Here is a 26365-nt window from a genome sequence, read left to right on the forward strand (position 1 = left end):
GGCAAGTCCGCGGCGAGCGCAGCCGCGTCATCATCGACGATCTGCGCCAGTACCTCGACGCCCGCAATCGCCAGGTCCGCGCCAAGGCCAAGCTCGGCGAGGCGATCCGCTATGCGCTCACCCGCTGGGACGGCCTCTCACGCTTCGTGAACGACGGCCGCATTGACCTGGACTCCAACATTGTCGAACGCAGCATCAGGCCTCTGGCCCTCAATCGCAAGAACGCCCTGTTCGCCGGCTCGGACGAAGGCGGTGACAACTGGGCGGTGATCGCCACGCTCATCGAAAACTGCAAGATCAGCGGCATCAACCCGCATGCGTGGCTGACCGACACCCTGACAAGGCTCGCCAACGGTCACCCCGCAAACGGCGTCGGTGAACTCATGCCTTGGACCGCCGTGGCCTGAAAACAGCGCTTACCCTGAAAGCGGTCCTTCGTTCAGAATTCACAGACCCGCCTACAGTGCGAAGTGAGTGCGCTCGATCGGAGCCCCGGCAACGGGGCTTCGCGTGCGATAGATCGCCGAACTGCGCTCTGTCAGCGGCAGGCCCTGCGCCAGTTGCCGGGCGGACGCAGGATCGACAACGCTAACGTACAGGTCGCGGAGGTCAGGTCCGCCGAAGCGGACATTGGTGCAGGCCTTGCCCGGCAGCGCCAAGCGCCGAACCTCGGTGCCGTCAGGTGTCACGCAGCGGAGTTCATCGGAGGCGAACCCCGTCACCCAGATATTGCCCTCCGCATCGAGGGCCATGCCGTCGCAGTCATACATTTCAATGAGCGTGCGCGGCTCTCCCAGCGACCCATCCTCGCCAATTGGAAAGGCGCGGGTGGCCGAAAAGCTCTCGTTGAAATAGAGCGTCGAGCAATCCGGGCTGACGGCAATACCGTTGGCGAAGGTCAGGCCGTCTGCCAGCATCTTGCAGTCCCGATCGGCTGACAGTTGCCGAATAGTGGACGCACCCGGCCTTTCACCGCGTAAAATGGCAGCAAGGTCGGTCGTCCCGAACACCATACCGCCCTGTGCATCGGCGCGCATCTCATTCACACCGTCCAGTCCGTTGACAAGTGTGCCCGATCGTCCGGTGTCCGGATCGACCCATGCGATCCCGTCCGCTCCGCTCACAAGGAGGCAGCCGTCATCATTCAACAGCAAGCCGCCGATCATGGTGCGATCCGGCAGCAACACCTGGTCCGAGCCGACTTTCTGCACGCCGCCGACGACAACATCGGTGAACCAGATGTTGTCGCCGTCGACCAGCAGCCCCTCGAGATAGAAGCCGTGTGCGATCGGCTCGAACATGTGTCCTGCTTCAGCGGTCATGCGACGCTTCCCCACCTCAAGTTCCGATCGCGATACGGCTCACAAGGACATGCCGCCCGTGACCTCGATGATCTGGCCGGTGACATATCCCATGTTCGGTGAGACCAGCGACACGACGACCCCGGACAGATCGGAGGGAACGCCCAGTCGTCGCAGCGGCGTACTCTGCTCCAGATAGGTTCGCGTCCCCTCATCGGCGCGAATGTCGGCATTCGCGTCCGATGCGATGAGCCCCGGCGAGATGCAGTTCACCGTGATGTTATTGGGACCAAGCTCCTTGGCCATGACGACCGTGAACGTTTCGACGGCGCGCTTGCTGATGGCGTAGACGACATAGTCGGGCAAAGCGGTGCGGGCGCCGAGCGAGCTCACGAAGATCACGCGACCGCCCGCGCGCAGGCGCGACTTCAGCAGCTTCGTCACGTAGAACGGACCACGCAGATTGTCCGAGAAGATCTGCTCGAACAACTCCGGCGTGGTGGCATCGATATTTGCGACCGGCCCGCCACCGGCATTGTTGACGAGGATGTCGAGTGCGGTGTTGCCGGTGCGCGCCATCAGTTCCCGGTCCAGAGCCGCCGTGAGCTCCTCTGCGGCCTCGTAGCTGCCCTGCGCATTCTTGATCAGAAAGGCCTTGCCGCCCTTCGACTCAATTGCCGCCAGCGTCTCACGGGCCGCATCGTCATTGCTCGCATAGTTGATCGCGACCAGGGCGCCCAAGGCGGCCAGGTCCTCAGCGATCGCCCGCCCGAGACCACGCGAGGCGCCAGTCACGAGCGCCGTCTTCCCCTCCAGAAACCTATCCATTGCTCATTCTCACATCACGAAATGCGTCTTTTCGAGCCAAACCCCGGATGCGGGATCGAGCTATTGTTCATAGGCCTCGTTGGGAAAGCCTGCGCCCATCGGCGGCATCTGAAGATAGACGTCGAGATGCCGCAGCTTACCCTCGTCGTTGAACTCATAAACCGAGACCGAATTCACGATCGTGGTCACGCCCTCGTGGGTGTTGCGCTCCTCAAGTTCGAGAATGACGACATTGTCCTGCTCGTGGATCCGCTTGAACGAGCCCTCCCAGTGGGACGTCAGGCACCATTTCTTCAGGAACGCCTTCATGTCGTCATAGGTCATGACTTCCTTGAAGTTACCGATGCGCTCGAAATTTTCCTTGTCGACGAACTCATCCAGCGCGTTCCATTCGTCCTCGGAATAATCGGGTCCCTTGGCGCGCTCGGCGATCCGCATCTGGCACATGCCATATTCGAACGCCTTGCGGGAATTGCCCGTGTAGCGCTGCGCGGCTTCGGCGATATTGTCGAAAACTTTGTCCACCATGTCCCTGCATCCTCTTTCTTGAATTGCTTGGGCGGCTCAGGGCCGCATCGTGGTTCCACCGTCGATGCTGATGACCTGGCCGGTGATGTACGAGCCGTCATCGGAGAAAAGCAGTGCGCCCATCGCGGCGATGTCGTCAGGCCGGCCGACACGCGACTTGATCGCTGCCGCTCCCCGCGCCCAGTCGACCATTTCTGGCGGCACCAGCGCCTCGATCCGGGAGTGCAGCGTCATAGCGGGGGCGATCGTGTTGGCGCGCACTCCCGCTGGACCATAACGCGTGGCAACATGCCGCATCAGCGCTTGTCCGGCCGCCTTGCTCATGGCGTAGGCGACCTGTCCCGGGCTCGAGGCATTGCCTGCCGCCGAGCTGGTATAGACGATCGACCCGGCGCCGCGCTCGATCATGAGCGGCAAGGCAGCGCGCGTGCAAAGGTAGAAGCCGCGGGCATTGACGCGCTGGGTTTCGTCATAGATCTCGATCGGCAGTTCGAGAATGCCCACCTGCGGGTTGCCGTCCGCCATGAAGGCGAAGTTGGCATGCAGCCCATCGAGCCCTCCGAATTTCTCGCGGGATGTGGCGACTGCGCGATCGACCGACTGCTCGTCCGCGCCGTCCAGATGGATCGCGATCGCTTCCCCGCCAGCCTTGACGATGGCGTGGACCGCCTCCTCAGCGGTCGCGAGGTCGAGATCGCCCAGGACGACCCTGGCCCCCTCGGCAGCGTAGCGGATGGCAAGGGCATTGCCGATCCCGCCTGCGCCTGCAATGAGCACGGACTTGCCGTCCAGGATCCTGTTCATGACGGAATTCTCCTTTCCACGATGCCGCGCAATTTGCTGCGCCGGTCAGCGCTTCTTGAAAGTGATGTGCAGATTGCGCAGCGCGCGCTGCGTGTAGTTCGGCTCATAATCGTAGCGGCGCGCGTCTACGGGGCCGTGGACAGTCGCGTCGATGCTGATGTCATCCACGCGATCGAACAGCTTGCTGAGCGTGAGCTTCGCTTCCGCGCGGGCGAGGGGCGCGCCGATACACCCATGGATTCCGCGGCCGAAGGCGAGGTGATCCCGCACATTCTTGCGGTCGAGCTGGAATGTGTCGGGATCGTCGAACCGGCGCGGATCGCGGTTCATCGCGCTGGGGATCAACATGACGGTCGTGCCGGGCGCGACGTCGATGTCACCGACCTTCACCGGTTTCTTCACCAGGCGGAAGTGCGATTTGGTCGGGCCGTCGAGCCGCAAGACCTCTTCGATGAACTGCGGGATGAGGTTTCGGTCTTCGCGTATGCTGCGCTGAAGATCCTTGTTTTCCGCGACGGTTTTCATGGCGGCCGCGATCAACCGAACGGTGGTGTCCTGTCCGGCACCAAATAGCACGGCGGCGAGGCTGACGACCTCCATGATGTCGGGCAGCTCGCCGTCGGCGTAGGTTGCCTGCGCGAGGATCGTCATGACGTCATTGCGCGGCTCTTGCCGACGCTCGGCGATATAGCCGTAGAAAAGCAGGGCGAGATCGCCGAGCGGATTGTGTTCCATATCCTTTTCGGCGCCGATCTGGCCGGGCAGGTCACCGATGACCTTGAGCGCCTCCTTATGGGCTTCCTCGGGCATCCCTAGGAGATCCGCGATCGCAAGCGTCGCGAAGGGATGGGCATAGTCGGCGACGACCTCGATCCGCCCTTTGTCGATAAAGCCGTCGATCATTCGGTCGGCGAGACCGACAAGGAATTCCTCATTCTCCCGAAAGCGCTTAGGCGTGAGCAGCCCCGAGAGTAGTCGGCGCATCCGGGTATGAGCCGGCGGATCCTGAGCCACGAGCATGGCGCCGAACGCCATCTGCCCGCGATGAGTGTCGATCTGGCCGGTGATGTCGTCGCCTTCGGGCGTGAAGGGAATTGGCGGGAGCGGACCCGTCGCCGAGTTGATCGAGGAGAAGACCTCGTGATTACGGAGAACCTCGGCGCCCTCTTCATAGCCCGTTACGGCAACGACGCCATGGGTCGGCAGTTCCACAACCGGGCCTATCGATCGCAGATGCCTGAAATAGGGATGGGGATCCGGGATAAGGTCGAGATCGCTGAAATAGTCGATGCTATCCAAATCGGCCATTATCCTTCTCCTCCAATATTCTGACCTGTTGGCCGTTTGACATGATCTCTCGGCCGGCTCTTGCGGGCACGACTTGGCCGCTGAAAGCTCCGTCACCGAAGCCGATCAGCCGCACATCCAGCGGCCGAGGTTCGCCAATTTTTGAAGCGATCTTGGTCTAGCCATGCCGATGACTCCGTTGCGCCCTGATCGCCAAAGGACATCTCCCAGCGTGCCGTTGGCACGCATAGAGGGCGGTTCCGGCCGGGCGTGTGCCCAGTGGATAGGCCGTCGCCAAACTCAGAGTCAACAAAAAACGACCATATGGTCGTATAGGTCGACCATATGGTCGGATTAGCTGGTGCCAGTAGCTATGCGGCTGTTATCCCGCACAATCACGGTGCTCCCGAGCTTGGTTAGTAGGTCGTGCCCTCCGTGGCACTGATCGCCGCGACGATGGGACTGACACCTTCGACTGTATCGCCCATGGCTTCGAAGCTGCGTAGACTGCCTTCCACCAGCGCCTCCGCTTCGTGGTGGCCCGTATGGATTCCCAGGGTAGCCTCCTGCACCAGAAGTCGACCAAGTGCATTGGTCAGGATCGACACCAGTTGGGGCGACAGCTTTGGATCGATGCCACGCTGCTTGAGATGACGATCTACCGCCTCCGTTTCCAGATTGCGCACCTCGGCCGCATTACTGGCGAGCTCATTACGGATGGCCTCGTTGTGATTGGCGAGTGCCATGAATTCCAGGGTAAATCGGGTGACTTCGGGATCTCGGATTACGTCCCACATCGCACTCAATGGCTTTGGCGAATTGAGCGCCACTTCCAGGTTTTCGCGATGGGTCTTGGCTGAACGCCGGAAGACCTCGATCAGCAGCTCGTCCTGGCTGCCAAAGTAATAGAAGATGGCCTGGTGCTTCAGCTTAACGCGACTTGCGATCTTGCGCGCAGTCGCGGCAGCGTAACCTTCCTCACGGATGAGGGCTTCGGCGGAGTCGAGGAGCTTTGTTCGAATGTCGGGACGCTCGACATAGCGTCTCTTCGCAGCGGTCTTGGCAGCGTTGGTCATGCAAGTCCTACCCGAGGCATAATCTGTTTTCTGCGCGATATAGGCTTACATCTGTGGTGCCAATCGTCGATGCAAACCCTGGCGATGGTGAGGCGCCGAAAACTACCTTGATCTAGGTATCGCGGCGGCCGCGCCCCTGGCGGGGCACGGCCACTCGATCCGGATTTCCGTCGCGCTGACACAACCTGCCGAAAACGGAATGTCGGCCGACGAGAAATTCGGGCCCCTGATTGCGCTTGAAGACGATCTCGCGCGGCTGCATGGCCAGGACGCGATCTACGTCGGTCGACTCACGAACCGGGGAACGAGGGTGCCGCCGAGCGATATCGCCACTCGTATCAAGAGATACAAAGGGACGATATGAGCTCGGCGATCGCCGCGATCGAAGCTGCGGGAGTCGGCTTGAGGGTTCTGCCAGCGTCCGACTTTGAGATCCTCATTTGGCCGGGGGAGATCGGCCTAACGAATGGCCGCTTTCGCGTTTCTACGACCAAATCCGGAAAGTCCGCCCCGACCTTGCGGTCATTCACTGGATCGAATTGGCCGACCTGAACGATCGGCGGCTTGCCGCAATCCGTTCCCGATTCCGGTCAGTCGGGATCGTCGACATTCACGCCACTCCGTCATCAGCACCACGGCTCGCGTCGCCCGGTCCAGGTTCGCGCGAGCCCTTCTGATACGAGTGTGTCGCCCAGCGATACTCCACCGCGCAGCACGATACGAAGCTTGCGGCCATATTGATCCTGATCGCGGCCGATCGGCGCCAGTTCGAATGGCCCTTCGTTGAGCAAGTCGACGAGCCGGTGTTTCGCCCGGAAGCCAAGCTCTGCCTCATAGTCGCAACGCGGCGGGTGAATCTCGAGCGTATCGATATCGGCGATGCGTATCTTCTCGCCCTGATAGCGAAAGGTATCGCCGTCGATCACGCAGTTCGATTGCAAGAGCCCGCCGCATGATCCGAATGTCAGGCCCGCGCTGCTGGCTGTTTCTGATCGCTGTTTCCAGTAATGCTGCAAGCCCAGGCCGAGCCCGACCGGCAATGCTACCGATCGCCAGCAACAACCATGTCGGCGTTCTCCGGACCGGCTTACGCCAGCGGCGTTGCCGCTGAAACCCGATGATATTCCCCATAGCCGCCCCCGAAAGCGTATTGGTTCACCATCGCCGAAATGGCTGACGCCGTCCACGCTCCCGCGCGGGCCCTTGTGTTGGCCAATCCGGCCTGAGCGGGAGGGGCGGCGCTTTCCCTTAGCCCCGCCCGGACGCGCTGCAACCCGGCTGTGCCGGGTCCTCCTCGTTGTTGCGGCCTTTCAGGTGCAGCCCGCCCTGCGAGGGCGTGGCCGCCGGTCCGCTCCTGTCGCCCCTCCCGCCCATGCCGGGCCGGTGGGTTGCGGGACAGGAGTGCGCATCATGCATCGCAAATCATCGACCGAAGATCGTGTGAGCCTTTATGCCGGTGTCACGCAGAAGGTGATTTCGGAACTCGAAATGGGCCGGCTGCCATGGGTCCAGCCATGGTATGACGGCAAGACACTGTGCGATCTCCCGTGCAATGCAGGGACGGGCAGGCACTATTCAGGGATCAATGTGCTGATCCTCTGGCACGCCATCACCGAACATGGCTGGAAGACGCAGCGCTGGCTCACCTACCGGCAGGCCGAAGCGCTGGGCGGCAATGTCCGCAAGGGTGAACATGGCACGAGTGTGTGTTACGCGGATAAATTCACGCCTAAGGGTGAGCAGGAACGCGCAGCCAATGACGGCGACGAAGCCCGCACATTCGCTTTCCTGAAGCGCTTCACCGTTTTCAACATAGACCAGTGCGAGGGACTGCCCGAGCATGTCACCGCACTCCCCGAACGCATTCGCGGTCATGCGATCTATGTCGAGGCCGAGGAGATTATCGTCGGCAGCCGCGCCGATTTTCGCATCGGTGGCGACAAGGCCTATTATGCGCCGGGATCCGATCATGTGCAGGTCCCCGAGCAGGCAGCCTTTCGGCATCCACTCGACTGGTACCGCACCGTCTTCCACGAGCTCGGCCACTGGACGGGACACGCCTCGCGGCTTGGCCGCGAGCAGCGGGGGACATTCGGCGGACCCGATTATGCGCGCGAGGAACTCGTCGCCGAGATGGCGTCGGCCTTTGTCTGTGCGGCGCTCAACATCCCGCCACAGGCACGGCACTCGGACTATATCGGCGCATGGCTCGAGGTGCTGCGCGGTGACGAGCGCGCGATCTTCCGTGCCGCATCACAGGCGGGCAAGGCGGCCGACCTGTTGCTCTCAGCGCGCAAGGGCGAGCTGTCATGACGCGCCTGATTGTGGCGATCACCGCCTGCTTTGGTCGCCTGCGCGGTGCGCATTGCGCGGCATCATCGCAGAGCGACACGAAGCTGCGCGCACGGATCGATCGCGCGCTCGCGGAGCTTCCCGAACCCACGCGCACGGTCTTTCTCATGCACAGGGTCGATGAGCTTTCTTATGGCATCATCGCCGAACGGCTCGGGATCACCAGCGCCCAAGTCGAGGCGCATGTCGCGGCCGCATTGCTCCACCTGGCGCGCGCGCTGCACGATGATGAGGCGTGACCCGAAAGTCCGCCCTCTCGGGCAAAGGGAGGGCGGACCATTTCGGATCAAGCCAGCCTTGCCAAAGCGCTGACGCTCCACGAAAAGATCGCTGACCATGCGCAATGACCGCGATCATCTTCCAGCTGCCAAGCAGCGCGATCTCGAGCGCGTGCTCAAGGTCATATTCGAGGAATTCGCGGATGCAACCGCGCTTGGCACGCATGACTGGAAGAAGAAGGGCCGCATCCTCAAGGTCATCCTCTACGGCTCCTATGCGCGCGGAAACTGGGTCGATGAGCCGCATACCGCGAAAGGCTACCAGTCCGATTTCGACCTGCTGATCATCGTCAACAATCAGCGCCTGACCGATCCGATCAAGTTCTGGGAGAAGGCCGAAGATCGGTTGATCCGCGAGTTCTCGATCACCCAGACGATCAAAACCCCGGTCAACTTCATCGTCCACACGCTTGCCGAGGTGAATGACGGTCTCGCGCATGGCCGGTACTTTTTCATGGACATCGCAAAGGACGGCATCGCGCTCTACGAGAGCGAGGACAGCGAGCTTCATACCCCCAAGCCCAAGACGCCCGAACAAGCGCTGGCGATGGCGAAGGAGTATTTCGAGGAATGGCTGCCAACCGCGACACAGCGGTTCAATCTGGCGACCCATGCGATAGCCCAAGGTTACTTAAAACCGGCGGCGTTTGATCTGCACCAAACCGCCGAGTTTTTGTATCACGGGGTACTTCTCGTGAAGACCTTCTACACGCCCCACGTCCACAATCTGGGCTTCCTGCGCACCCAGGTCGAACGTCTTGACCGGCGATTGATCGATGCCTGGCCGCGCGAGACCAAGCGCGATCGCGCGCGGTTTGAGAAGTTGAAGGACGCCTATGTGAAGGCGCGCTACTCGAAGCATTACCGCATCACCGAGGAAGAACTGACTTGGCTCGGCGAACGCGTCGAAGAGCTCGGCCGCATCGTCCATATCATCTGCAGCGAGCGCATTGCCGAACTCGAACAGGCTGCCTCGGCCAAGGCCTGACGCGACCAATATTGCCGCTACTTTGGTCCCGCGCGCGCCCCCTTCGGGTGCGCGATTGTCGGTACCGTCGGTGGCGTTCAGGCGCCCGGACAATGGAGAAGCTGCGTGAATGATGGAACTCATCCTCGACCGACCGGAGTAACAATTGCGAAGCGTGCCCGATCACAGAGATAGGGCGATCAAAGCAAAACGTCCTCATCGCTGCGCACGAGTTTGCTCTGTGCGGACCTGCAGAACGGAATGAGAAATGCCGCCCCTCACTAACGATCTTGTACAAAATACAGCTATGATCACAGTTGGAGAGTTTGCAGATTTGGCGCACCTGTCGCGACGTCAGATTGACCGGATGCGTCGGCGGCGGCCTCCGGGGTTTCCGTCAGAATTCGAGCTCGCCAGTACTGACAGCAAATATCGACGTTGTCCGAGATTCAAGCTGATCGAGGTCCAGGCCTGGCTGGACTCGCGCGCACTTTGGTAACCGCGTCGATCCGGTGGAGACGACGGTCTGTGACACCGTTTTAATCCTCAACATCACTGCAAGACCATCTTCCTCGTCATTGATGAGTCGTCACGACTGAGAGACTTGACCACCGCGGTCTCGCAGTCATGGGTGGGGCGAAGACGGAGCCGAGAAGTGCGCCGCAGAATACCTTCATGCACTCGTGCGTGAGGTGTGTATCCGAATTACGGGCCCGATCGCCTCGAAGGCATCGCTCTTGTAGGCCTGCTTGCTCATCATCGTTCCTCCGGCTTGCCGAAATCCCTGATCGGTGCAAATCTCGATCCAGTCCTTGCCCGCGATCGGCGCCGTGACCTGCTCCGCCGTCAGCGCCGCGTAGCCCTTGGCCAGTTCCCGGAACGCTTTCAACTCGTCATCCTCGAAGTTGGCACGGTCCTGCTTAGCGAACAGGTACTGATAGACCCAGAACTCGCGCCCGCGCGCCAGGATGATCGAGCGATACTGGTTATCCGACAGCCGCTTCTTGAGCACGCCGCCGCCCAGATCGTCAGCTTGACCCGCCATCACTTGGGCAATGGCCTTGCACCGCCGATTCTTGTCAGGAAGCCGCGCCGATCATCTGCAACAGGTCAAGGCTAGCGCGATCATTCACGTTTTTCGAGATCGGATAGGTGGTATAGTCGATTTCCATCACCAGGAAGGGCGCCATGATCTCGTGGTAGTGGCGCACATTCTGAGCAAATATCCGCATCACATAATCGATCGATCCGAAGACGGCGTCGCACTCGACAATGTTGATGCTCTCGCTGAGGATCGCTTCAAACTGCCGGGACTTTTCCGGCGTGCAATCCTTGATGCTGACAGTCACGATAAACTGGCTGAGATTGCCGAGGCGTTCCACGTCAATCTCGGCATGGTATCCGCGGATGAACCGTGCGGCCTCGAGCCTGTCAATACGCATGCTGCAAGGTGTCGGAGACAGGCCGATCGCCTTGGCGAGCTGCACCTTGCTTATTCGTCCGTCCTCACGCAGCACCGACAGGATTTTGAGGTCAAGCTGGTCAAGTGATTGTGGACTGCTCCCAGGTGCCATTAAACCCGCCCCTACCCGTGTTCAAACTTGTACCGCTGACGCTGTTCCGCGGACAAGAACTGACCGACGAATGCCATAGCCGAAATATACGATCATGCCGATCGCAAGCCACACCGCAAGCCGAATCCACGTGTCGCCGGGCAGGCTGTACATCAGATAGGAGCAGCCCCCGATCCCGCAGATCGCCACGGGCCAGATCAGGGGGGCACGAAAAGCGCGCGGCCAGTCGGCCTTGGTCCGTCGCAGGATCAGCACGCCGAGACAGACGATCGAGAATGCCATGAGAGTGCCGATCGACACCAGTTCACCCAACAGACCGATCGGTAGCAAGCCAGCGATCAGTGCGGCGCCAAGGCCCACGAACCAGGTTCCGAAAACGGGGGTGCGATATACCGGATGCACTTTGGAAAAGGCGTCGGGTAACAGTCCGTCACGCGCCATCGCGAAGAAAATTCGGGTCTGGCCATAGAGCGTGACAAGCATGGCGGACGCGAGCCCGATGATCGCACCGACACTGATCAACGGCTTCAACCACGCCAGCGGTTCCCCGCCTTGCGCGATCGCGACGAAGACCGGATGCGGAACATTGAGCTGCGTATAATGGGCGAGTCCCGTCATGACGAGGCACATCGCCAGATAGAGTGCGGTACAAATCCCAAGCGAAAACAGCAAGCTGAGCGGAATGTCCCGGCGCGGGTTGCGTGCTTCCTGGGCACTCGACGAGACCATGTCGAAGCCGACATAGGCGAAGAACACGATGCCGGCGGCCCGGACGACACCCGAAACACCGAACTCGCCGAATTCCCCCCGATTGTCGGGAATGAACGGAACCCAGTTTTCCGCCCGCACATGGAAGGCACCGAACCCGATCACCAGCAGGACGACAGCGATCTTGACCGCCACCATCGCGGCATTCCATCGCGCCGCCGCCCTGATTCCGAACATGAGCACGGTCGTCAGAAAGAGCACGATCGCAATGGCGGGAATGTTGAGCCATGCACCGCTCCGCACGAGGGCACCGTCCTGCCCGAGCATCAATGGCGCGGTGGTCAGCCAATGCGGCAGGAAGACGCCGATCTCCGCGAGGAACGCCGTGAAATAGCCCGACCAGCCCGAGGCGATGGTGGACGTCGCAAAGAGATATTCGAGTATGAGATTCCACCCGATCATCCAGGCGATGAATTCACCGAGCGTAGCGTAGGTGTAGGTATAGGCGCTGCCCGAAACGGGTATCATCGACGCCAGCTCCGCATAGCAGAGAGCCGCGCACAGGCAGGTCAGGCCCGCAAGGACGAAAGAAAGCGCGATGCCCGGCCCGGCATAATTCGCCGCGGCAGTGCCGGTAATGACAAAGATGCCCGCGCCGATGGTTCCCCCGACACCCATCAAGGTGAGGCTTCCCAGGCCCAAATGTCGATGGAGACCCCCCGCATCGACCTCGGCTCCTTGCGGAACCGGCTTCAACGTCCACATCCCCATCTTCTGGCGCACCTCCGAGCAGCATGGCCCGCCGGCTCGAAGGTTGCGGTGGCACCGTGCCGCAGATCGGCCGGCTCTGCTCGGCGCGCAGCAAGGGCGACTATCCGCGAGGCTGCGCCTCCTCCGGCCCCTTCGACAATCGGGCTCGACGCCGCAATCTATCGGGGAAGCGATGGTGAGTGTGCCCATTATGGGGCCGAAGTGCAGTGATTATGCCTGGCGATCTGGCCCGATTCAGCGGAAACGCCTGGCATCGGCGCCAGCCCGGCCGCCGCCGCTAGTGCGGGAGCGACCGCCGATACCCTGTTCCGCGGCGAAGCTTCGTCCATCCAGGAAATGTTGCGTTTGCCGATCTGTGCACCCAACGCCATCACGGGGCGATGTGATGTCAGACGCCGCACGCGTGCCGCAGCACCATTCCCGAACGCGCGCCGGTGTGACGTCCCTTTTCAAGCGTCAGGACGCCGTTCACGATCACATGGTCGACACCCGTCGCAGGCCGCGTCGGCCTAGCCCAGTCCGCATGATCCCGGATTTCGTCGAGGTCGAATATGATGACATCGGCGCGCAGACCCTCGCGCAGTACACCCCGGTCTGCCAGACTCAGGCGCTGGGCAGGCCATGACGTCATCTTGCGGACGGCATCCTCCAGCGACAAGATTTTCCGGTTGCGCACATATTCGGCGAGGACCCGGGCGAAGGTTCCATAGGATCTGGGATGGGGCAAACCCATGCCATCAAGCTCTCCCAATGCCTGGGTGGCCGCCGCATCGCTGCCGATGCTGATCGAGGGCTGTTTAATCGCGGCTTCGATATCCCCTTCATTCATGACAAAGTACAAGGCGAATGCGCGGTCGGGGAACGCTTCGACCATGATGTCCCAGGCGGCATCCGTCGGATCCTTTTGCAGCATCGCCCCGATCTCGACGAAGTTCCTTCCATGGAATCGCGCATTGCCCGCGTCGTGCGAATTCGCCAGAACGATATTCTCCCAACCGCCCGCGGCCTCGACCAGGTTCGACCATCCGGACTGGGTTCCCGCCGCGACTTCCTGCTTCAGCCGTGCCCGCAACACGGGATCGCGCAGCTTTGCCATCGCAGCTTCGGTTCCCTGCGCAAAGACATGCGCCGGCACCGTTCCTTCAAGACCGGTGCCGGCGGCGGCATAGGGATAGATGTCGGCGGCGATATCGAGGCCGCGGGCGCGCGCTGCGCTGATGCTCGCGATCGCCTCTGGCATCAGCTTTCCCCAGCCGGGCGCGTAGGCCGCCTTGAGGTGGAATATTTCGACCTTGGCGCCGCTTTCCTCGCCGATCCGGATGGCCTCGTTGATCGCTTGCACGAGCTGTGCGCTTTCGTCGCGCAAATGCGTTGCATAAAGCCCTCCGCACTGTGCGGACATCTTTGCCAGCGCGATCAGATCTTCGGTCAACTGGAAGGAATCCGGCGGATACATCAGCGCCGTACTGATCCCGAACGCACCAGCTTTCATCGCGATATCGACCAACGCGCGCATCCGGTCGAGCTGGGCCGGCGTCGGGGCGCCGGCGGCATCGCCCATGACCTGGACGCGCGCCTGGGTCGCACTATAGTATGTGCCGAAGTTGACCGCGATTCCGCGCCGGGCAAGGTCGTCGAAATATTGCGGTATCCGCCGGGCTGGAACGGGCGTCCCGCCTTCGCCGGCGATGAGCGTGGTCACGCCCATGCGCAATTTATTCTCGGCCGCGCCGTTCTTCAGAAGCACTTCACCCGACTGGTCCATCATATCGATGAAGCCCGGCGCTACATATTTTCCGGTTGCGTCGATTTCCCTAGCCCCGGACGCAGTGATGCGTCCGATCTTGGCAATCCTGTCACCCTTGATTCCGACGTCCGCATAGACCCAGGGATTTCCCGCGCCGTCGAGCACGCGTCCGCCTCTTATGACGATGTCGTAATCTGGAACCGGTGCCGCCGAAGCGAGAAAAACCGAGCAGAACGCGACGAATAGGGCCCTTGTCGGAACCGCCCGCCTGGCCGCCGAAGAAAGCCCTGCGCCAGCGCGGCGCGCGCCCATCATCATGCGGCCGCCCGACATCTTGTAGGATAACCCCAAAGATCATCGGGACACCAAGCCTGGCCATGCACATATTCAATGGAAGGAACACGATCCCTGGCCAGGAAAATCGGACCGTCGAGATCGATAATATCGCAAAGCTGCCCAAGGACGAAGGCTGGCGCCATGCCCAGACTTGATCCCACCATACAACCCACCATCACGCCGAGACCGAGCAAGCGGGCCTGCTTGACCATCTCCAGCCCTTCCGTGAGGCCACCGCATTTGTCGAGCTTGATGTTGACGACGTCGAACCGCCCGACAAGTCTGGAAATCTCGTCCAGCGTCAGCACGCTTTCATCGGCCGCGACCGGCACCGGACACTTGATGCCGTCAAGCTCCGGCTCGCGTCCCCGCCGCACCGGTTGCTCGATCAGTGAAACCTTCTCCTCCACAAGAGCGGCGATAAGCGGGGCGAGATCCTTTCGGGAGAATCCCTGATTTCCATCGACGCCCAGCCATGCGTCGGGCCTCGCCGCACGGATCGCGCGAACGCGCGCGATGTCCAGCCGAAGTTCGCCGGTCAGCTTGATCTTGATGCGAGCCACGTCCGCGAAGGCGCTCGCGCGCCGCGCCATCTCCGCTGGCTCCTCGGCGCCGATCGTGAAGGTGGTGGCGAGCGGAGCCGGCGCCCCGAGGCCCGCCAACTCCCAGACGGTTTGTCCGGCACGCTTGGCTTCCAAATCCCACATCGCCGCATCGACCGCGTGGCGGGCGCCGCCGGCGGGCATCGCGTCACGCAACAGCTCGCGGCTTACGCCGCTCTCGATGAGGGCGCGATGCGCTTCGACCTGCGCGGCCATGCTGGCGGCGTTTTCACCAAGATAATAAACGCCCGACGCCTCGCCGCGCCCGACATGTTCGCCGTCGGCGAGGGTCACGACGATGACGTCCTGACGATCGAAGACATAGCCGGAAATGCGGAAGGGGGCGGCGAATGGAAAGGTTTCAATGGCAATGCCGAGTGAAACGCCGGACATCAATGGGATCCTCCGAAGCTGATCGGGTGGACGGCAGGCATGACCACAGCGCGTGCATCGTGGCGGCCCAATATCGAGGCCACGGCGCCGTCCATCGAGGTTCGCAACGGATCGAAGGCCGGAACGCCGAGCTCAGCGCTGGCGCGTTCGAGCGCCTCGGCGCACGCCGCATCGTCGAGGCTGGAAGTATTCAGGCTCACCGCACCGAGCCGCGCCGACGCATTGGTCACGCGCGCGGCATCCAGGCAGGAATCCGCGACCTCGCGCAACGAACGCAGCGGAAAATCGGGGAAGGAATGGAAATGGTCGCGGCCAGGTTCGTGGCACAAGACCAGGACATCGGGCTGCGATCCGTGGATCAGACCGAGGGTAACCCCCGCAAAGGCCGGATGATAAATCGCCCCCTGTCCCTCGATGACATCCCAATGCGCCTCCGAAGCATCGGGCGAAAGCGCTTCAGCTGCACCCGCGATGAAGTCGGAAACGACCGCATCCATCGGGATGCCCGATCCCGCAATGATGATTCCCGTTTGCCCCGTTGCCCGAAAGTCCGCGTTCGCACCCGCCCGACGAAGCGCCTCTGTGAGCGCGAGCGCCGTGTATTTCTTCCCCAGCGCGCAATCAGTGCCGACAGTGAGCAATCGCCGGCCCGTGCGCTTGCGCCCCGTTGCCACCGGGATATGCCGCGGAGGCACCCGTACGTCGATCAGGCGTGTCCCCGATGCCCGAGCCATTTCGCCAAGGCCGGGAATATCGGCAAGTAGCATGTGCATGCCGCTCACGATATCGAGGCCTGCCCGTGCAGCCGCAATCAACCCCTCATGCCAGGCTGCGGGAATCTGACCGCCTATAGGCGCGACGCCGATGACGAGCGAACCCGCTCCCTGGGCCGCTGCGTCTTCGGGCCCAAGGTCTGGCAACCCGAGATCCACTGCTGCATTGCTGAAGCGAAACTGGCCAATACAAGAATCGCGTGACCAGTCGCGGATGCCGAAGGCGGTCTTGGCATGGAGCCTTTTCGAGATGTCCCCGACGAACAGAAGATAGGGTTTACGCAGCTCGATCATGATGCCCCCAAGAGGAAGAACGGGAATCGGTGGCCTGCGAAGCCCCGCTTCGCAGACGCCCTTGCATCACTGAAGCTAGAACAAGTCGCACAGGAATTGCGTCTGAATTGGCAAGCCGCAACAGAGACTTCCCCTTTTTGAACGCGCCTGCGGTGCGCACTTCTCATGGTCGCAATTCGCCAGTCCGATAAGCACAGAGGTTGCGCTAGCGGGACCCTGGAGCCAGCAGAGCAGTCATGGAAACTTCATGGGGCGCCCGCACCGAACGCGAGATCGGAAATGTGGCGTAGTCGAGCTCGATCGCGAGCAACGGTTCCATGATCTCCCGATAATGCTGGGCATGGGCAGCATAGATGCGCATCATATAATCGACGGAGCCGAATACGGCATCGCACTCGACGATCTGTGGAATGCCCGCAACAATCGTTTCGAATTGCCGCGCGCGATCCGGTGTCCATTCCCTGATGCTCACAATGACGGCGAACTGGCTGAGATTGCCGACCTGCTCAAGGTCAACATCAGCGTGATAACCCTTGATAAGGCCAGCCGCCTCCAGCTTCGAAATGCGCATGCTGCATGGCGTCGCCGACAAGCCCACTGCTTCCGACAACTCGGCCTTCGTAATGCGTCCGTTGCGCTCCAGCGCCGTCATGATCTTAATGTCCAGCCTGTCTACCGCGGGTCTCCGTGAGACGGATGTGTTAGGTAACACGGCCATAATCGGACGAAGCAGCGCTAGCCGCCAATGCTCGCTTCGTAGACGCGCATCCAGTTCTCGCCCATGACCTTGTCGATCTCATCGTTGCGCCAACCGCGACGGACCATTTCGGCACGCACCGCCGGCAGGCGTGAAATGTCCTCGAAGCCGGTCGCGTACTGAATCGGATCCTGGACATAGGTCATCTCCGGCGGGAAGGCGAACGACTCCTCGGGATGGATGGTGGATGTCGAGCCGGTGGTGAAGTCACCCCCGATGCCGATATGATCGACACCCACCAACCGTTTCAGATAGTCGAGTTCATCCACATAGCGCTTCACGTCGGCACGCTTTTTGGGCTGTTCGCGCTTGCCCGCATCCTCGCGGCTCCAGCTCATGAACGGATCGATCGCGCTGACGCCGAAAAGGCCGCCCGTCCTCGCAATGCCCTCGATAACGCGGTCCGAAGTGTTGCGCGGGTTGGAATTGAGCGCCGCCACGTTTGAATGCGTGCACACCACGGGCCTTTCCGCCATCGCGATGATGTCGAGGCTCGACCGCTCGCCCATATGCCCGCCGACATCGACCAGAATGCCAAGCGACTGCATCTCAGCGACGATCACGCGTCCCGCCTTTGTCAGGCCCACGGTCGGATCCAGGCACCCCCCGGCAAATGGATTGGTGAGGTTATAGACGAGGCCAACGACTCGAAGACCGAGTTCGTAGAAGAGCCGCATCGTGGTCTTGGGCGGTTTCGACCACCAGTCGCTTTCACCCTTCATCGCGAAAAGGTCCGCCTCCTGCCAGCCGATGGTAAGCGCGATCTTGCCTTCGCGCTTGATCCGCCGAATGTCAGCCGCGGTCCTGGCGATCTCCACGGCGGTTGCATTCCGGGCGACGAACTCAAGGAGTTGCGACATCTGGAGGAGCGTCGGCAACATGCTCACGCTCCAGCAATCGACGCCGCCCTTGCGCAGCAGCGCAAGATACTCCGCAGTCGGCGCCGCCGGACTGCACCCGTCCACGACGATCGGCGTAACTGGTCCGGTCTGGGCGGCGGCGACAGCGCCGGTTGCGCCCGCGCCCGCCGCAGCGGCGGCAACAATGCTTCCCCCCGCAAGCCCCATCAGTCCGCGGCGGCTCATTTCGGTCGTCATCAATCGATCTCCCCCGGGCAGGTCTATTCCGACGCCTGCGCAAAAGGCACAGGTGACTCTTCGTGCTTCAAATGCCTTACAAAAAATCCTGCGAGCCGCCGCACGGCATAGGGATGATAGCCGACATCATGCGCGGCATTCGGGACAAGGACGAAATCGAATTCCTTGCCCGCCCTGATCAGCGCGTCGGATAGCGCCACGGTCTGGTTGAAGGGCACATTTTGGTCGATCTCGCCCGCAATCAGCATCAGCTTGCCTTCAAGGCGACCGGCAAGATGGAGATTGTCGATACGCGCATAGGCGTCGTCACCCGTATCCACCTTGCCCGGCACGCCGAAAAAGCGCTCTACGGATATGGACGAAATCATTGTCTTATAGTCGTGCGGCCCTGCGATGGAGACGGCTGCCTTGTAGAAGTCCGGGAACAGAAGGATCGCGCGCGCCGAGGCGTAACCGCCGAACGAAATGCCGGTAATGCCGACACGGTCCAGATCCATATAGGGCCGGCTTGCGGCGGCCGCCTTTATCCCGGCCACATGATCGGCCAGCGCGAACGAATCCTCGTCATTCATCGGGGCAGTGTGGAAATCGCGCGACCGTCTCGGCGTGCCACGCCCGTCCTGGACGACGATGATGAAGCCCAGCTCCGCGAGTGCCTGCATATAGGCGGCGCGCGGGCCGAGCGCATCGGTGAAGCTCTGCGGCGCGAATGACACCTGCGGGCCGGCATAGATCTGTTCGATAACCGGATAGCGCTTGCTCTTGTCGAAGTTCGTCGGCTTCAGCAGCACACCATAAGTGTCGTATTTGCCGTCCGCGCTTTTGGCGACGAGCCGTTCGGGCGGCGTCCAGCCGGTTGCCAGCAATGCGCTTGCATCGGCATCGACCAGCCTGGAGACCAATGCGCCGTCCGCTGCGCGGATCACGGTGCTCGGCGGCTTCGAAACGGTTGAATGCGTGTCGACGAAATACCGTCCGCTCGGCGAGAACCGCTCCACGGGCGTATCATGATGCCCGTTCAATCCACGCGCCGGGAAGTTGGTGTACGCATGATCTGCGTCTTCCGGCGTGAGCAGTTGCAGGCGGCTTCCGTCGAGGTCCGCGCGATAGAGGTGCCTGTAATAAGGATTGCGCCCCGCTTCCTTCCCGCCAGCGGTGAAATAGACAAGGCCCGCCGTTTCATCGACGCGGACAATGTCAAAGACGCTCCAGTCTCCGCGGGTCACCGCGTTTTTCAGCGCGCCGGTCCTCGCGTCATAGCGATAGAGATGCCCCCAGCCGCTGCGCTGCGACCACCACAGCAGCTCGTTGCGCGCCGCCAGCAGGCGGACATTGGGAACATGATAGTCAAAGGGATTGAGATTGAGATACTGATCGTCGCGCTCTTCCAGAAGCGTCCTGCTGGCGCCGGTGTCGAGGTCGACGGCGACGATGCCAAGCGCGCGTGAGTCGCGCGTCGAGGTGACGAGATAGAGTTCGCCATCCCTCATGTCCCAGCCGGGCTCGCCGACAATCGCCCAATAGGGCGCATAGTCATTGAAGCCGAGCGTGCCGCCCTTCACGGGCACTATGCCGCCGTCGTGCAAGTCTATCAGCAACAGGGCATGAGGATTGTCCCGCGCATCCGCGGGTGTCGGTATCGCTAGCTCATGGCTGATCGGACGCGGCGAATCCCGTGCCAGATATTCGACCACATAAGGCGCGGTTTTGACGCCGCGATAATCCGAACGCACCACAAGAACGTAGCGCCCATCGGGCGACCATGTCGCACCCGGATATGTCGGCTTCGCAAGGCCGCGGCGCTCCTCGACATAGGTCGTCCTGAACGCCGTGTACTGATAGGGAAATTCAGCGGTGCCGTCGGCCGTCAGCGGTCGCTCTGCGCCGCTTTCGATCTCGCGGAGCCATAAATTGCTGTCCCGTATGAACAGGGCGCGCTTGCCATCCGGCGACACGACGGTTGCGGGATCGGCGGCTGCGTCGGGGGTCGCTTTGCAGCCAACTCCATCCCGGCTGCATTCGAACAGTTTGCCGCCGGCTGAAAATGCGACCGTCTTCAAATCCTTGGAATATCGAATGGTAACGAACGGAAGTTGCGCTGGCGAAACATCCTTGCCCAGCTCGCGCGAGATAATGCGCGCAATCGCCTCATGATCGAAGGACGGCTCGGCATCGCCGCTCGCGGCGTCGACGGTGACGAACCGAAAGCCGCCGTCGACCTCGTGCCGGTACCAGAAGCGATCGGTATCCGCGATCCAGTTCGGAACCGGGGCGGCGTTCAGAACGAGTTTGCGCACGACGTTCGGATAGAAGCGCGCCGCCCGTTCAAAATCCGCGCGGGAGAGCGCGGGCCCCTGTCCGGCCGCCGCGGCCGGGTTGATGCTTGCACTCGCCAGGCATAGCAGCGCGAACACTGCGCCGAACGCCCGCTGGACAAATTGCTCTTTCATGCCGTTTCCTGGCCTCCCAGCGGGGACGACGGCGCCCCGTGAAGGAGCGCCGCCGCCATGCCGGAACAACATTAATAGCGAACAGTCAATGTGATACCGGTCGTTCGCGGGCGATTGACAAAGGCCGAGGAAAGGCCGCCATCGAGCACGCCATTGACCAGTGTCGCCGAGCTTGTGGGAATGGTCGTGGCCTGAAGTTCCAGATCGTTCAGAACATTGGTCATATAGGCGGTCAGCGACCACTTCTCGGTCTCCAGCCCCAGACGCAGGTTGAGCATCTCCATGCTTCCCAGCCGGCCCGACGGAAAATTCTGCGGGAATGTTTCGCGCTCGCCGATATACTGGAAAGCGACCTGACCGGTCAGTTCCATGTCGCTGTCGCCAAGTGGGTAATTGATGTCCGCGCCGGTCGAGAAGGAGACCTTCGGTACGTTGGGAGGGCGGTTCCCCTTGGCGAGATCTTCGTAATCCGGCGGCGCGCCCGCCACCGCGAACACCGTCATCCCGTCGGTGTATTCCGCCTCGGTCAGATTTCCGCTGAAGAACAGCGAGAGATTTTGGTTGACCTTGTAAAGGCTTTCGACCTCGACCCCGTAAATGCGCAGTTGCGGGCCATTGGCGGTGAGGGCGCCGGGATTGCTGATGCCGATCTGCGGATTGTCGAAATCGGAGTAAAAACCCGCGATGTTGAACGTGACATCGCCGTCCATCCAGCGGGTCTTGAGGCCCACTTCGCCGGTGACGATGTCGTCCGAGTCATAGGTCAGCGCATCCTCGAATTCCGGCGAGCCAACCGGACCGAACCCCATCGCGGAAAAGGGGCTGTTCAGGCCGCCATTGCGCACGCCGCGCGCGAGTGTGCCATAGAGCAGCACGTTGTCGGCCGCATCGAACTCGAACCCAAGGCGCGGCAGGACGGTGTCGAGCTTGAAGTCGAAACTGGTGCCAGGCCCGCCGGGTGCGTTGAGCGCCTCGACGTCGTTAGGCACGGGGAAATAGATCGGCGCGAAGATGTCGCTGGGATCGGTGAAGATCGGTGAGAAAATGCCGATTACATAGGATTCGACTAGCGTCGACGTCACTTTCTCATTGACGTAGCGCGCGCCGGCAAAGAGCCGGAACCGCTCGGAGACATCGTAGCTGAGTTCCACGAAGCCCGAATACTGGACGGTGTCGACCCGCGTGGTGCTGCGTTCAATCTCCGTCGTGCCGCTATCGGTGATGTTGGCGTAGCCGTCTCCCGAAACCAGCGCCGTCGCTGTCGATTTCGTATCCTGATAGAAGGCCCCGGCGACGAAATTCAGCGGTGAATCAAAGTCGGAAACGAACCGGAATTCCTGCGAAACGCTCCTTTCCTTGCCCCTGGTCTGCGCGATGGCGGTGAGATCGGAGGACAGAAGGTTGCTCGCCGTGTCGAATGGCGGAAATGCGTTGAAAAAGCCTTGGAACCCATAGGTATAGGCGGAACTGAAGGTCTCGGCCTCGCGCCTGCGCTTATAGAGGCCCGTGACGGATTCGATCGTGATCGGCCCGGCATCATAGGAAATTTTGCCGCTGTAGAGCTCGAAATCATCCTCGTTCAGCCCGTCGATGAGGCTCAAAGACGGCGCAATGAGATCTTCGGTGCCCACGCTGTCGCCTATCGTCGTGGGCTCGATGAAGTTTAGCTCGCCAATGTCGTCCCTGCCGATATGCGCGGCAATGCGCACGCTCAGCTTGTCCGTGGGACGAAAGAGGATGATCGCTCGACCGCCGAACGATTCAAAGTCGTTCATGTCCTTTTTGTCGAGGCCGATATTGTCGATATAGCCGTCGTCCTTGCGATAAAATCCGACCAGGCGAATGCCGAGCTTGTCGGGAACAAGGATGAAGCTCGTCGCATTTTCGATGCGATGATTGAAGCCGCCGCTTTTGGTCGTGCCAATACCGCCGCTCCACGTTCCTTCGACAACCCTTCCGCTGCCAAGATCCGGGTCTGCGGAGAAGTAGCGGATCACGCCGCCCATCGCGCCTTCGCCGAAATAGGTCGGTTGCGGCCCGCGAAGGATCTCGACGCGGTCAAAATCGAAAAAGTTGAAGTCTCGCTGCGAGGCCGAAGATGACGCGACTGAAATATCGTCGACCAGGATCGAGACCAGCGGCTGAAGCGCGTTGCCCGAAACCTGGGTGCTGTTCGTCACGCCGCGAATGTTGATCTCGTTCGTATTGGGTCCGCGATCGAGCAGTTCCACCCCTGCGACGCGATTCGAGAGATCCTCGAAGTCGACGATTCCCGAGCGCTCAAGCTCGGCGCCGTCAAGCGCGGTGACGCTTCCGCCGATGTTCTGAATCGATTCCTGACGAAAACGCGCGGTTACGATGATCTCGTCGGATTCCTTCGGCACAGCTTGCGACTGCTGCGCTGCCGCGCCGCCCGTGGCGAAGACAATCGTTGAAACCCCCGCGAAGAAATATGCCTTTAGCCCCCGTTTTGACACATTGACCTCCCTTGCTTCTTACAACGCTGATTGATCGTGAACCCGCCCCCGTACGGTGGGCTGAAATTCCTTTGCCTTGAGGCAAAGCGCGAGCGCTTCGCCGCGGCCGGAGTCGCAAGACGATCTTCAAAGGACTGTCCCAAAAACGCCTCCCGTGACCCCTGCGCATCCAAGCGTAGCGAGACCGGAAAAACGTCGATCAGGCCGCTGCTGCGCGCTCGTCGCTCCGTCCGGAATCCGTTCGAACTCAAACTCATACCGTTTTACAATACATCAATGTATTGTCAACAAACTGAAACGAAATCGGTTGTCATTATTCCGCATGGCAAAGCGTGCTTTCAAACGGCTCTCCGGTGGCGATGTCGGGCCGCTATCCCATGAAAAATGGACCGCGATCGGTGACCATGAGCAGGTGAGGCGTGAAGGAAAGCTTCCGACCAGCCGATTGAATTCAAGCGTCGCGAAAAGGCTCCAGCACATCCATGACCGCGCCAACGCCAGGGCGAATCGAATCGAAACACATCTTGCGGTCACGAGTCGGTTTTTTCGGTGTGCAGAAGTCGGTTCAACGGCCGCGCGACGAGCCACATGATCAGGAACGCGCCGAAGGCCAGCGCGGCGTGCAGCGCAAAGAATCCGGCATGGCTGATCGTCTCCCACAGACCGGCGAGGGCACCGACGAGCAGGTTCCCGACGAAGATCGAAAGGAACACGACGCCCATCATCGTGGCATGGATCTGCTTCGGTGCGGCACGCGAGAACAGCGCCAGCAGCGTCGGCCAGTAGTAGGTGAAGCCGAGCGCGTTGAGGGCATAGAGCGTGACCGGCCAGATCGCGCCGACAACCTCGCCGCGATCGGCCCAGCCGGCGGGTACGATCATCATCAGGTTCGCGCCGGCGATGATGAGGTAGCCGATCATAATCTTGCCTGTCTCTCCCGGTTCGCGACCGCGCTTCGCCTGCCAGCGCCACAAGGCGATCAGCAATGGCACTGCGAGGATGCAGAAAAGACCATCGAGCGCGTTGAACGACGCGGTCGGAAGCGCCCGGCCGAAAAGGCTACGATCCACCGAAGCCTCTATGAACAGCAGGCCAGCGTTCATTTCCTGATAATAGGCCACGCATGGCAGGACGCCGATCGCGGTCAGGAACAGCAGCGCCGCAACGATCCGCCAATCGCTGGCCGTCATGGCGGACTTTGCCGCCGCGCCGCGTTGCCGCTTGCGGTCGGGAGGAAGATGCTTCCAGCCGGCCAGATAGATAGCCAGCGCGATCAGCATCATCGCGCCGGCAGCGCCGAAGCCGACATGCCAGCCATGGAGTTGCGCAAGGATGCCGCACACAAGCGGCCCAAGCAGCGCGCCGACGTTGATGGCGGCGGAGAAGATCGCAAAGGCGCGGGTGCGTCGCCCGTCGTCCTCGGGCCGGTAGAGGTGGCCGACCTGCACCGAGATATTGCCCTTCAGGCATCCGGTCCCGACGATCAGTAGCAACAGCGCGATCAGGAAGCCCGACTCGGACGCCATCAACGCATGCCCCGCAGTCATGAACAGGGCGCCCAGCACCACCGTCCTGCGCTGCCCGAGCAGGCGATCGGCCAAAAGTCCGCCGAATACCGGTGTGAAATAGACGAGCCCGGTATAGAGGCCCAGCATCTGGCTTGCGAAAGCCTGATTGGAGAGCGGGCCGGTCAGCGTCGCAAGCGCGGTACGAAACTCGCCAAGGCCGAGGACGCCGTTCGAAACCCCCGGTGTCAACAGGTGCTGGATCATGTAGAGCAGCAGCAGCGCGGACATGCCGTAGAATGAGAAACGCTCCCACGCCTCGGTGAAGGCGAGATAGGTCAGCCCCCTTGGATGGCCGAACAGATTCCGGGTGGTGCTATCGATGGGTGACGCTGGCAGGGTTGACGCTGTAGCCACGCGCTTAGCCCTCCACGCCGATCGCTGACGTCTGCGCAGCGAAGCGGTCGGTCGCTCTGATTAACTGGTCGAGAATGCCCGGCTCGGAATAGGCGTGACCCGCGCCGTCGATCAGATGGAAGTCCGCATCTGGCCAGAACCGGTGCAGCGCATAGGCATATTTGGCGGGGCAAGGCAGATCATAGCGCCCATGAACGATAACGCCCGGTATCCCGCGCAGCCGGTGGGCATCGCGCAGCAATTGCCCATGCCCCAGCCAGGCGCCATGCGAGAAATAGTGGTTCTCGATCCGCGCAAAGGCCAATGCGTACTCATCGTCGCGATAGAGCGCCGCCAATCCTGCATCGGGCAGCAGCGTCGATGTCTCGCATTCCCAGCGCGTCCAGGCCCTTGCAGCCCTGATCCGGGCGTCGGCGTCGTCTCCGGTCAGGCGTCGGCGATACGCAGCGATCATGTCCCAGCGCTCCGATTCCGGGATCTGTGCCTTGAACAGCGCCCATTTGTCAGGGAAAATCTCGGAGACGCCGAAACGGTAGAACCAATCGAGCTCCGCGATCGACACCATGAAGATGCCCCGCAAGATCAGCTCGCTGACGCGATGCGGATACATTTCTGCATAGGCGAGCCCCAGCGTCGATCCCCATGACCCGCCGAACACCATCCACTCTTCCGCACCGGCAAGCACCCGCAAGCGCTCCATATCGGCAATCAGATGCCATGTGGTATTGTCTTCGAGACCGGCGTGCGGCGTCGATTTGCCACAACCCCGCTGATCGAACAGCATCACGTCGTAGCGGCTCGGATCGAACAGGCGGCGGTGCGATGGCGATATACCACCCCCCGGCCCGCCATGCAGGAACACCGCTGGCTTGCCGCCGCGCCGCCCCACACGCTCGTAGTAGACGCGATGCCCGTCTCCCGCATCGAGGATGCCGGTCTCGTAAGGCTCGATTGCAGGATAAAGCGTACGCAGTTCGGTCATCGCTCCCCCCCGGAGATGCAGAAGAACAGGCGCGACGCAGCCGGCCAGAACGGGCGCGCAA

The 26365-nt window shown here is 61.5% G+C and carries 23 protein-coding genes and 1 pseudogene; 5 read left to right on the plus strand and 19 right to left on the minus strand.

Translation table 11 applies throughout. The features are described 5' to 3' along the window. Nucleotides 1-407, plus strand: a 407-nt coding sequence (locus MKI88_RS03960) for a transposase (protein WP_241629661.1), incomplete at its 5' end; no start/stop codon positions are given. Between the two features lie 51 nt (nt 408-458). Here the strand turns inward: MKI88_RS03960 and MKI88_RS03965 are convergent. From MKI88_RS03965 to MKI88_RS03990, 6 genes are all read right to left on the minus strand, one after another. Continuing rightward, a complete protein-coding gene (locus MKI88_RS03965; RefSeq protein ID WP_241629662.1) occupies nt 459-1322 on the minus strand; it encodes an SMP-30/gluconolactonase/LRE family protein in 864 nt (287 codons plus the stop codon). A 39-nt stretch (nt 1323-1361) separates the two neighbouring features. After that, complete coding sequence (locus tag MKI88_RS03970) at nt 1362-2129, minus strand: SDR family NAD(P)-dependent oxidoreductase (RefSeq protein WP_241629663.1); 768 nt, start codon at nt 2127-2129, stop codon at nt 1362-1364. Nucleotides 2130-2189: 60 nt separating this feature from the next. Beyond that, entirely contained in the window at nt 2190-2657 is a 468-nt protein-coding gene (locus tag MKI88_RS03975; protein ID WP_241629664.1) for a hypothetical protein, read from the minus strand. A gap of 36 nt (nt 2658-2693) precedes the next feature. Further along, the gene (locus MKI88_RS03980; RefSeq protein WP_241629665.1) at nt 2694-3461 is read right to left on the minus strand and encodes an SDR family NAD(P)-dependent oxidoreductase; all 768 of its coding nucleotides are present in this window, start codon (nt 3459-3461) and stop codon (nt 2694-2696) included. A gap of 45 nt (nt 3462-3506) precedes the next feature. Beyond that, entirely contained in the window at nt 3507-4769 is a 1263-nt protein-coding gene (locus MKI88_RS03985; RefSeq protein WP_241629666.1) for a cytochrome P450, read from the minus strand. A gap of 395 nt (nt 4770-5164) precedes the next feature. Next, nucleotides 5165-5824 (minus strand): TetR/AcrR family transcriptional regulator, encoded by a 660-nt coding sequence (locus tag MKI88_RS03990; RefSeq protein ID WP_241629667.1) that lies wholly within the window; start codon nt 5822-5824, stop codon nt 5165-5167. Between the two features lie 118 nt (nt 5825-5942). Here MKI88_RS03990 and MKI88_RS21505 point away from each other — a divergent pair, with 118 nt between their 5' ends. Continuing rightward, complete coding sequence (locus MKI88_RS21505) at nt 5943-6188, plus strand: DUF695 domain-containing protein (protein WP_407073300.1); 246 nt, start codon at nt 5943-5945, stop codon at nt 6186-6188. Nucleotides 6189-6450: 262 nt separating this feature from the next. On the opposite strand, the gene MKI88_RS03995 is transcribed toward MKI88_RS21505, so the two are convergent. Further along, nucleotides 6451-6765: a thermonuclease family protein gene (locus tag MKI88_RS03995; protein ID WP_241629668.1), complete on the minus strand. Its 315-nt coding sequence runs from the start codon at nt 6763-6765 to the stop codon at nt 6451-6453. A gap of 469 nt (nt 6766-7234) precedes the next feature. On the opposite strand from MKI88_RS03995, the gene MKI88_RS04000 reads away from it, so the two are divergent. The 3 genes from MKI88_RS04000 to MKI88_RS04010 all read left to right on the plus strand — a co-directional run bounded on the left by MKI88_RS04000 (nt 7235) and on the right by MKI88_RS04010 (nt 9442). Beyond that, entirely contained in the window at nt 7235-8137 is a 903-nt protein-coding gene (locus MKI88_RS04000) for an ArdC family protein (RefSeq protein WP_241629669.1), read from the plus strand. Continuing rightward, nucleotides 8134-8415, plus strand: a complete 282-nt coding sequence (locus MKI88_RS04005; RefSeq protein ID WP_241629670.1) for a sigma factor-like helix-turn-helix DNA-binding protein — start codon at nt 8134-8136, stop codon at nt 8413-8415. The genes MKI88_RS04000 and MKI88_RS04005 overlap by 4 nt, the downstream gene beginning before the upstream one ends. 97 nt (nt 8416-8512) lie before the next feature. Then, a complete protein-coding gene (locus MKI88_RS04010; RefSeq protein WP_241629671.1) occupies nt 8513-9442 on the plus strand; it encodes a nucleotidyltransferase and HEPN domain-containing protein in 930 nt (309 codons plus the stop codon). 652 nt (nt 9443-10094) lie between these two features. On the opposite strand, the pseudogene MKI88_RS04015 reads toward MKI88_RS04010, so the two are convergent. The 12 genes and pseudogenes from MKI88_RS04015 to pip form a co-directional block, all read right to left on the minus strand. Next, a pseudogene (locus tag MKI88_RS04015) lies at nt 10095-10481 on the minus strand (type II toxin-antitoxin system RelE/ParE family toxin); the annotation flags it as partial. 19 nt (nt 10482-10500) lie between these two features. Next, nucleotides 10501-10995: an Lrp/AsnC family transcriptional regulator gene (locus tag MKI88_RS04020; protein ID WP_241629672.1), complete on the minus strand. Its 495-nt coding sequence runs from the start codon at nt 10993-10995 to the stop codon at nt 10501-10503. Nucleotides 10996-11016: 21 nt separating this feature from the next. After that, complete coding sequence (locus MKI88_RS04025) at nt 11017-12663, minus strand: amino acid permease (RefSeq protein ID WP_348636233.1); 1647 nt, start codon at nt 12661-12663, stop codon at nt 11017-11019. Nucleotides 12664-12862: 199 nt separating this feature from the next. Further along, nucleotides 12863-14386 carry an amidohydrolase family protein gene (locus tag MKI88_RS04030; protein WP_241629674.1) on the minus strand — a complete coding sequence of 508 codons (1524 nt, stop codon included), beginning with the start codon at nt 14384-14386 and terminating at the stop codon, nt 12863-12865. A 149-nt stretch (nt 14387-14535) separates the two neighbouring features. After that, nucleotides 14536-15552, minus strand: a complete 1017-nt coding sequence (locus MKI88_RS04035; RefSeq protein WP_241629788.1) for a dipeptide epimerase — start codon at nt 15550-15552, stop codon at nt 14536-14538. Beyond that, on the minus strand, nt 15552-16619 hold the full coding sequence (locus tag MKI88_RS04040) for a DUF1611 domain-containing protein (RefSeq protein WP_241629675.1): 1068 nt from the start codon (nt 16617-16619) through the stop codon (nt 15552-15554). Before MKI88_RS04040 ends, MKI88_RS04035 begins: the two co-directional genes overlap by 1 nt. A gap of 205 nt (nt 16620-16824) precedes the next feature. Continuing rightward, complete coding sequence (locus MKI88_RS04045) at nt 16825-17337, minus strand: Lrp/AsnC family transcriptional regulator (RefSeq protein ID WP_281063705.1); 513 nt, start codon at nt 17335-17337, stop codon at nt 16825-16827. Between the two features lie 17 nt (nt 17338-17354). After that, the gene (locus tag MKI88_RS04050; RefSeq protein ID WP_241629677.1) at nt 17355-18473 is read right to left on the minus strand and encodes a membrane dipeptidase; all 1119 of its coding nucleotides are present in this window, start codon (nt 18471-18473) and stop codon (nt 17355-17357) included. Between the two features lie 23 nt (nt 18474-18496). Then, entirely contained in the window at nt 18497-20923 is a 2427-nt protein-coding gene (locus tag MKI88_RS04055; protein WP_241629678.1) for a DPP IV N-terminal domain-containing protein, read from the minus strand. 71 nt (nt 20924-20994) lie between these two features. Continuing rightward, nucleotides 20995-23400 carry a TonB-dependent receptor gene (locus MKI88_RS04060; RefSeq protein ID WP_241629679.1) on the minus strand — a complete coding sequence of 802 codons (2406 nt, stop codon included), beginning with the start codon at nt 23398-23400 and terminating at the stop codon, nt 20995-20997. A 530-nt stretch (nt 23401-23930) separates the two neighbouring features. Continuing rightward, on the minus strand, nt 23931-25322 hold the full coding sequence (locus MKI88_RS04065; RefSeq protein ID WP_241629680.1) for a peptide MFS transporter: 1392 nt from the start codon (nt 25320-25322) through the stop codon (nt 23931-23933). A 4-nt stretch (nt 25323-25326) separates the two neighbouring features. After that, a complete protein-coding gene (gene pip, locus MKI88_RS04070; RefSeq protein ID WP_241629681.1) occupies nt 25327-26304 on the minus strand; it encodes a prolyl aminopeptidase in 978 nt (325 codons plus the stop codon). Nucleotides 26305-26365: the final 61 nt, after the last annotated feature.

The sequence above is a fragment of the Sphingomonas sp. LaA6.9 genome, assembly GCF_022601895.1.
In the GTDB taxonomy this organism is placed as follows: domain Bacteria; phylum Pseudomonadota; class Alphaproteobacteria; order Sphingomonadales; family Sphingomonadaceae; genus Sphingobium_A.

What these genes read in the sequence shown, in the direction of transcription:
- MKI88_RS03965 (WP_241629662.1), bottom strand. Translation starts at nt 1,322, where the DNA reads ATGACCGCTGAAGCAGGACACATGTTCGAGCCGATCGCACACGGCTTC.
- MKI88_RS03970 (WP_241629663.1), bottom strand. Translation starts at nt 2,129, where the DNA reads ATGGATAGGTTTCTGGAGGGGAAGACGGCGCTCGTGACTGGCGCCTCG.
- MKI88_RS03975 (WP_241629664.1), bottom strand. Translation starts at nt 2,657, where the DNA reads ATGGTGGACAAAGTTTTCGACAATATCGCCGAAGCCGCGCAGCGCTAC.
- MKI88_RS03980 (WP_241629665.1), bottom strand. Translation starts at nt 3,461, where the DNA reads ATGAACAGGATCCTGGACGGCAAGTCCGTGCTCATTGCAGGCGCAGGC.
- MKI88_RS03985 (WP_241629666.1), bottom strand. Translation starts at nt 4,769, where the DNA reads ATGGCCGATTTGGATAGCATCGACTATTTCAGCGATCTCGACCTTATC.
- MKI88_RS03990 (WP_241629667.1), bottom strand. Translation starts at nt 5,824, where the DNA reads ATGACCAACGCTGCCAAGACCGCTGCGAAGAGACGCTATGTCGAGCGT.
- MKI88_RS04000 (WP_241629669.1), top strand. Translation starts at nt 7,235, where the DNA reads ATGCATCGCAAATCATCGACCGAAGATCGTGTGAGCCTTTATGCCGGT.
- MKI88_RS04005 (WP_241629670.1), top strand. Translation starts at nt 8,134, where the DNA reads ATGACGCGCCTGATTGTGGCGATCACCGCCTGCTTTGGTCGCCTGCGC.
- MKI88_RS04010 (WP_241629671.1), top strand. Translation starts at nt 8,513, where the DNA reads ATGCGCAATGACCGCGATCATCTTCCAGCTGCCAAGCAGCGCGATCTC.
- MKI88_RS04020 (WP_241629672.1), bottom strand. Translation starts at nt 10,995, where the DNA reads ATGGCACCTGGGAGCAGTCCACAATCACTTGACCAGCTTGACCTCAAA.
- MKI88_RS04025 (WP_348636233.1), bottom strand. Translation starts at nt 12,663, where the DNA reads ATGGGCACACTCACCATCGCTTCCCCGATAGATTGCGGCGTCGAGCCC.
- MKI88_RS04035 (WP_241629788.1), bottom strand. Translation starts at nt 15,552, where the DNA reads ATGTCCGGCGTTTCACTCGGCATTGCCATTGAAACCTTTCCATTCGCC.
- MKI88_RS04040 (WP_241629675.1), bottom strand. Translation starts at nt 16,619, where the DNA reads ATGATCGAGCTGCGTAAACCCTATCTTCTGTTCGTCGGGGACATCTCG.
- MKI88_RS04045 (WP_281063705.1), bottom strand. Translation starts at nt 17,337, where the DNA reads ATGGCCGTGTTACCTAACACATCCGTCTCACGGAGACCCGCGGTAGAC.
- MKI88_RS04050 (WP_241629677.1), bottom strand. Translation starts at nt 18,473, where the DNA reads ATGACGACCGAAATGAGCCGCCGCGGACTGATGGGGCTTGCGGGGGGA.
- MKI88_RS04055 (WP_241629678.1), bottom strand. Translation starts at nt 20,923, where the DNA reads ATGAAAGAGCAATTTGTCCAGCGGGCGTTCGGCGCAGTGTTCGCGCTG.
- pip (WP_241629681.1), bottom strand. Translation starts at nt 26,304, where the DNA reads ATGACCGAACTGCGTACGCTTTATCCTGCAATCGAGCCTTACGAGACC.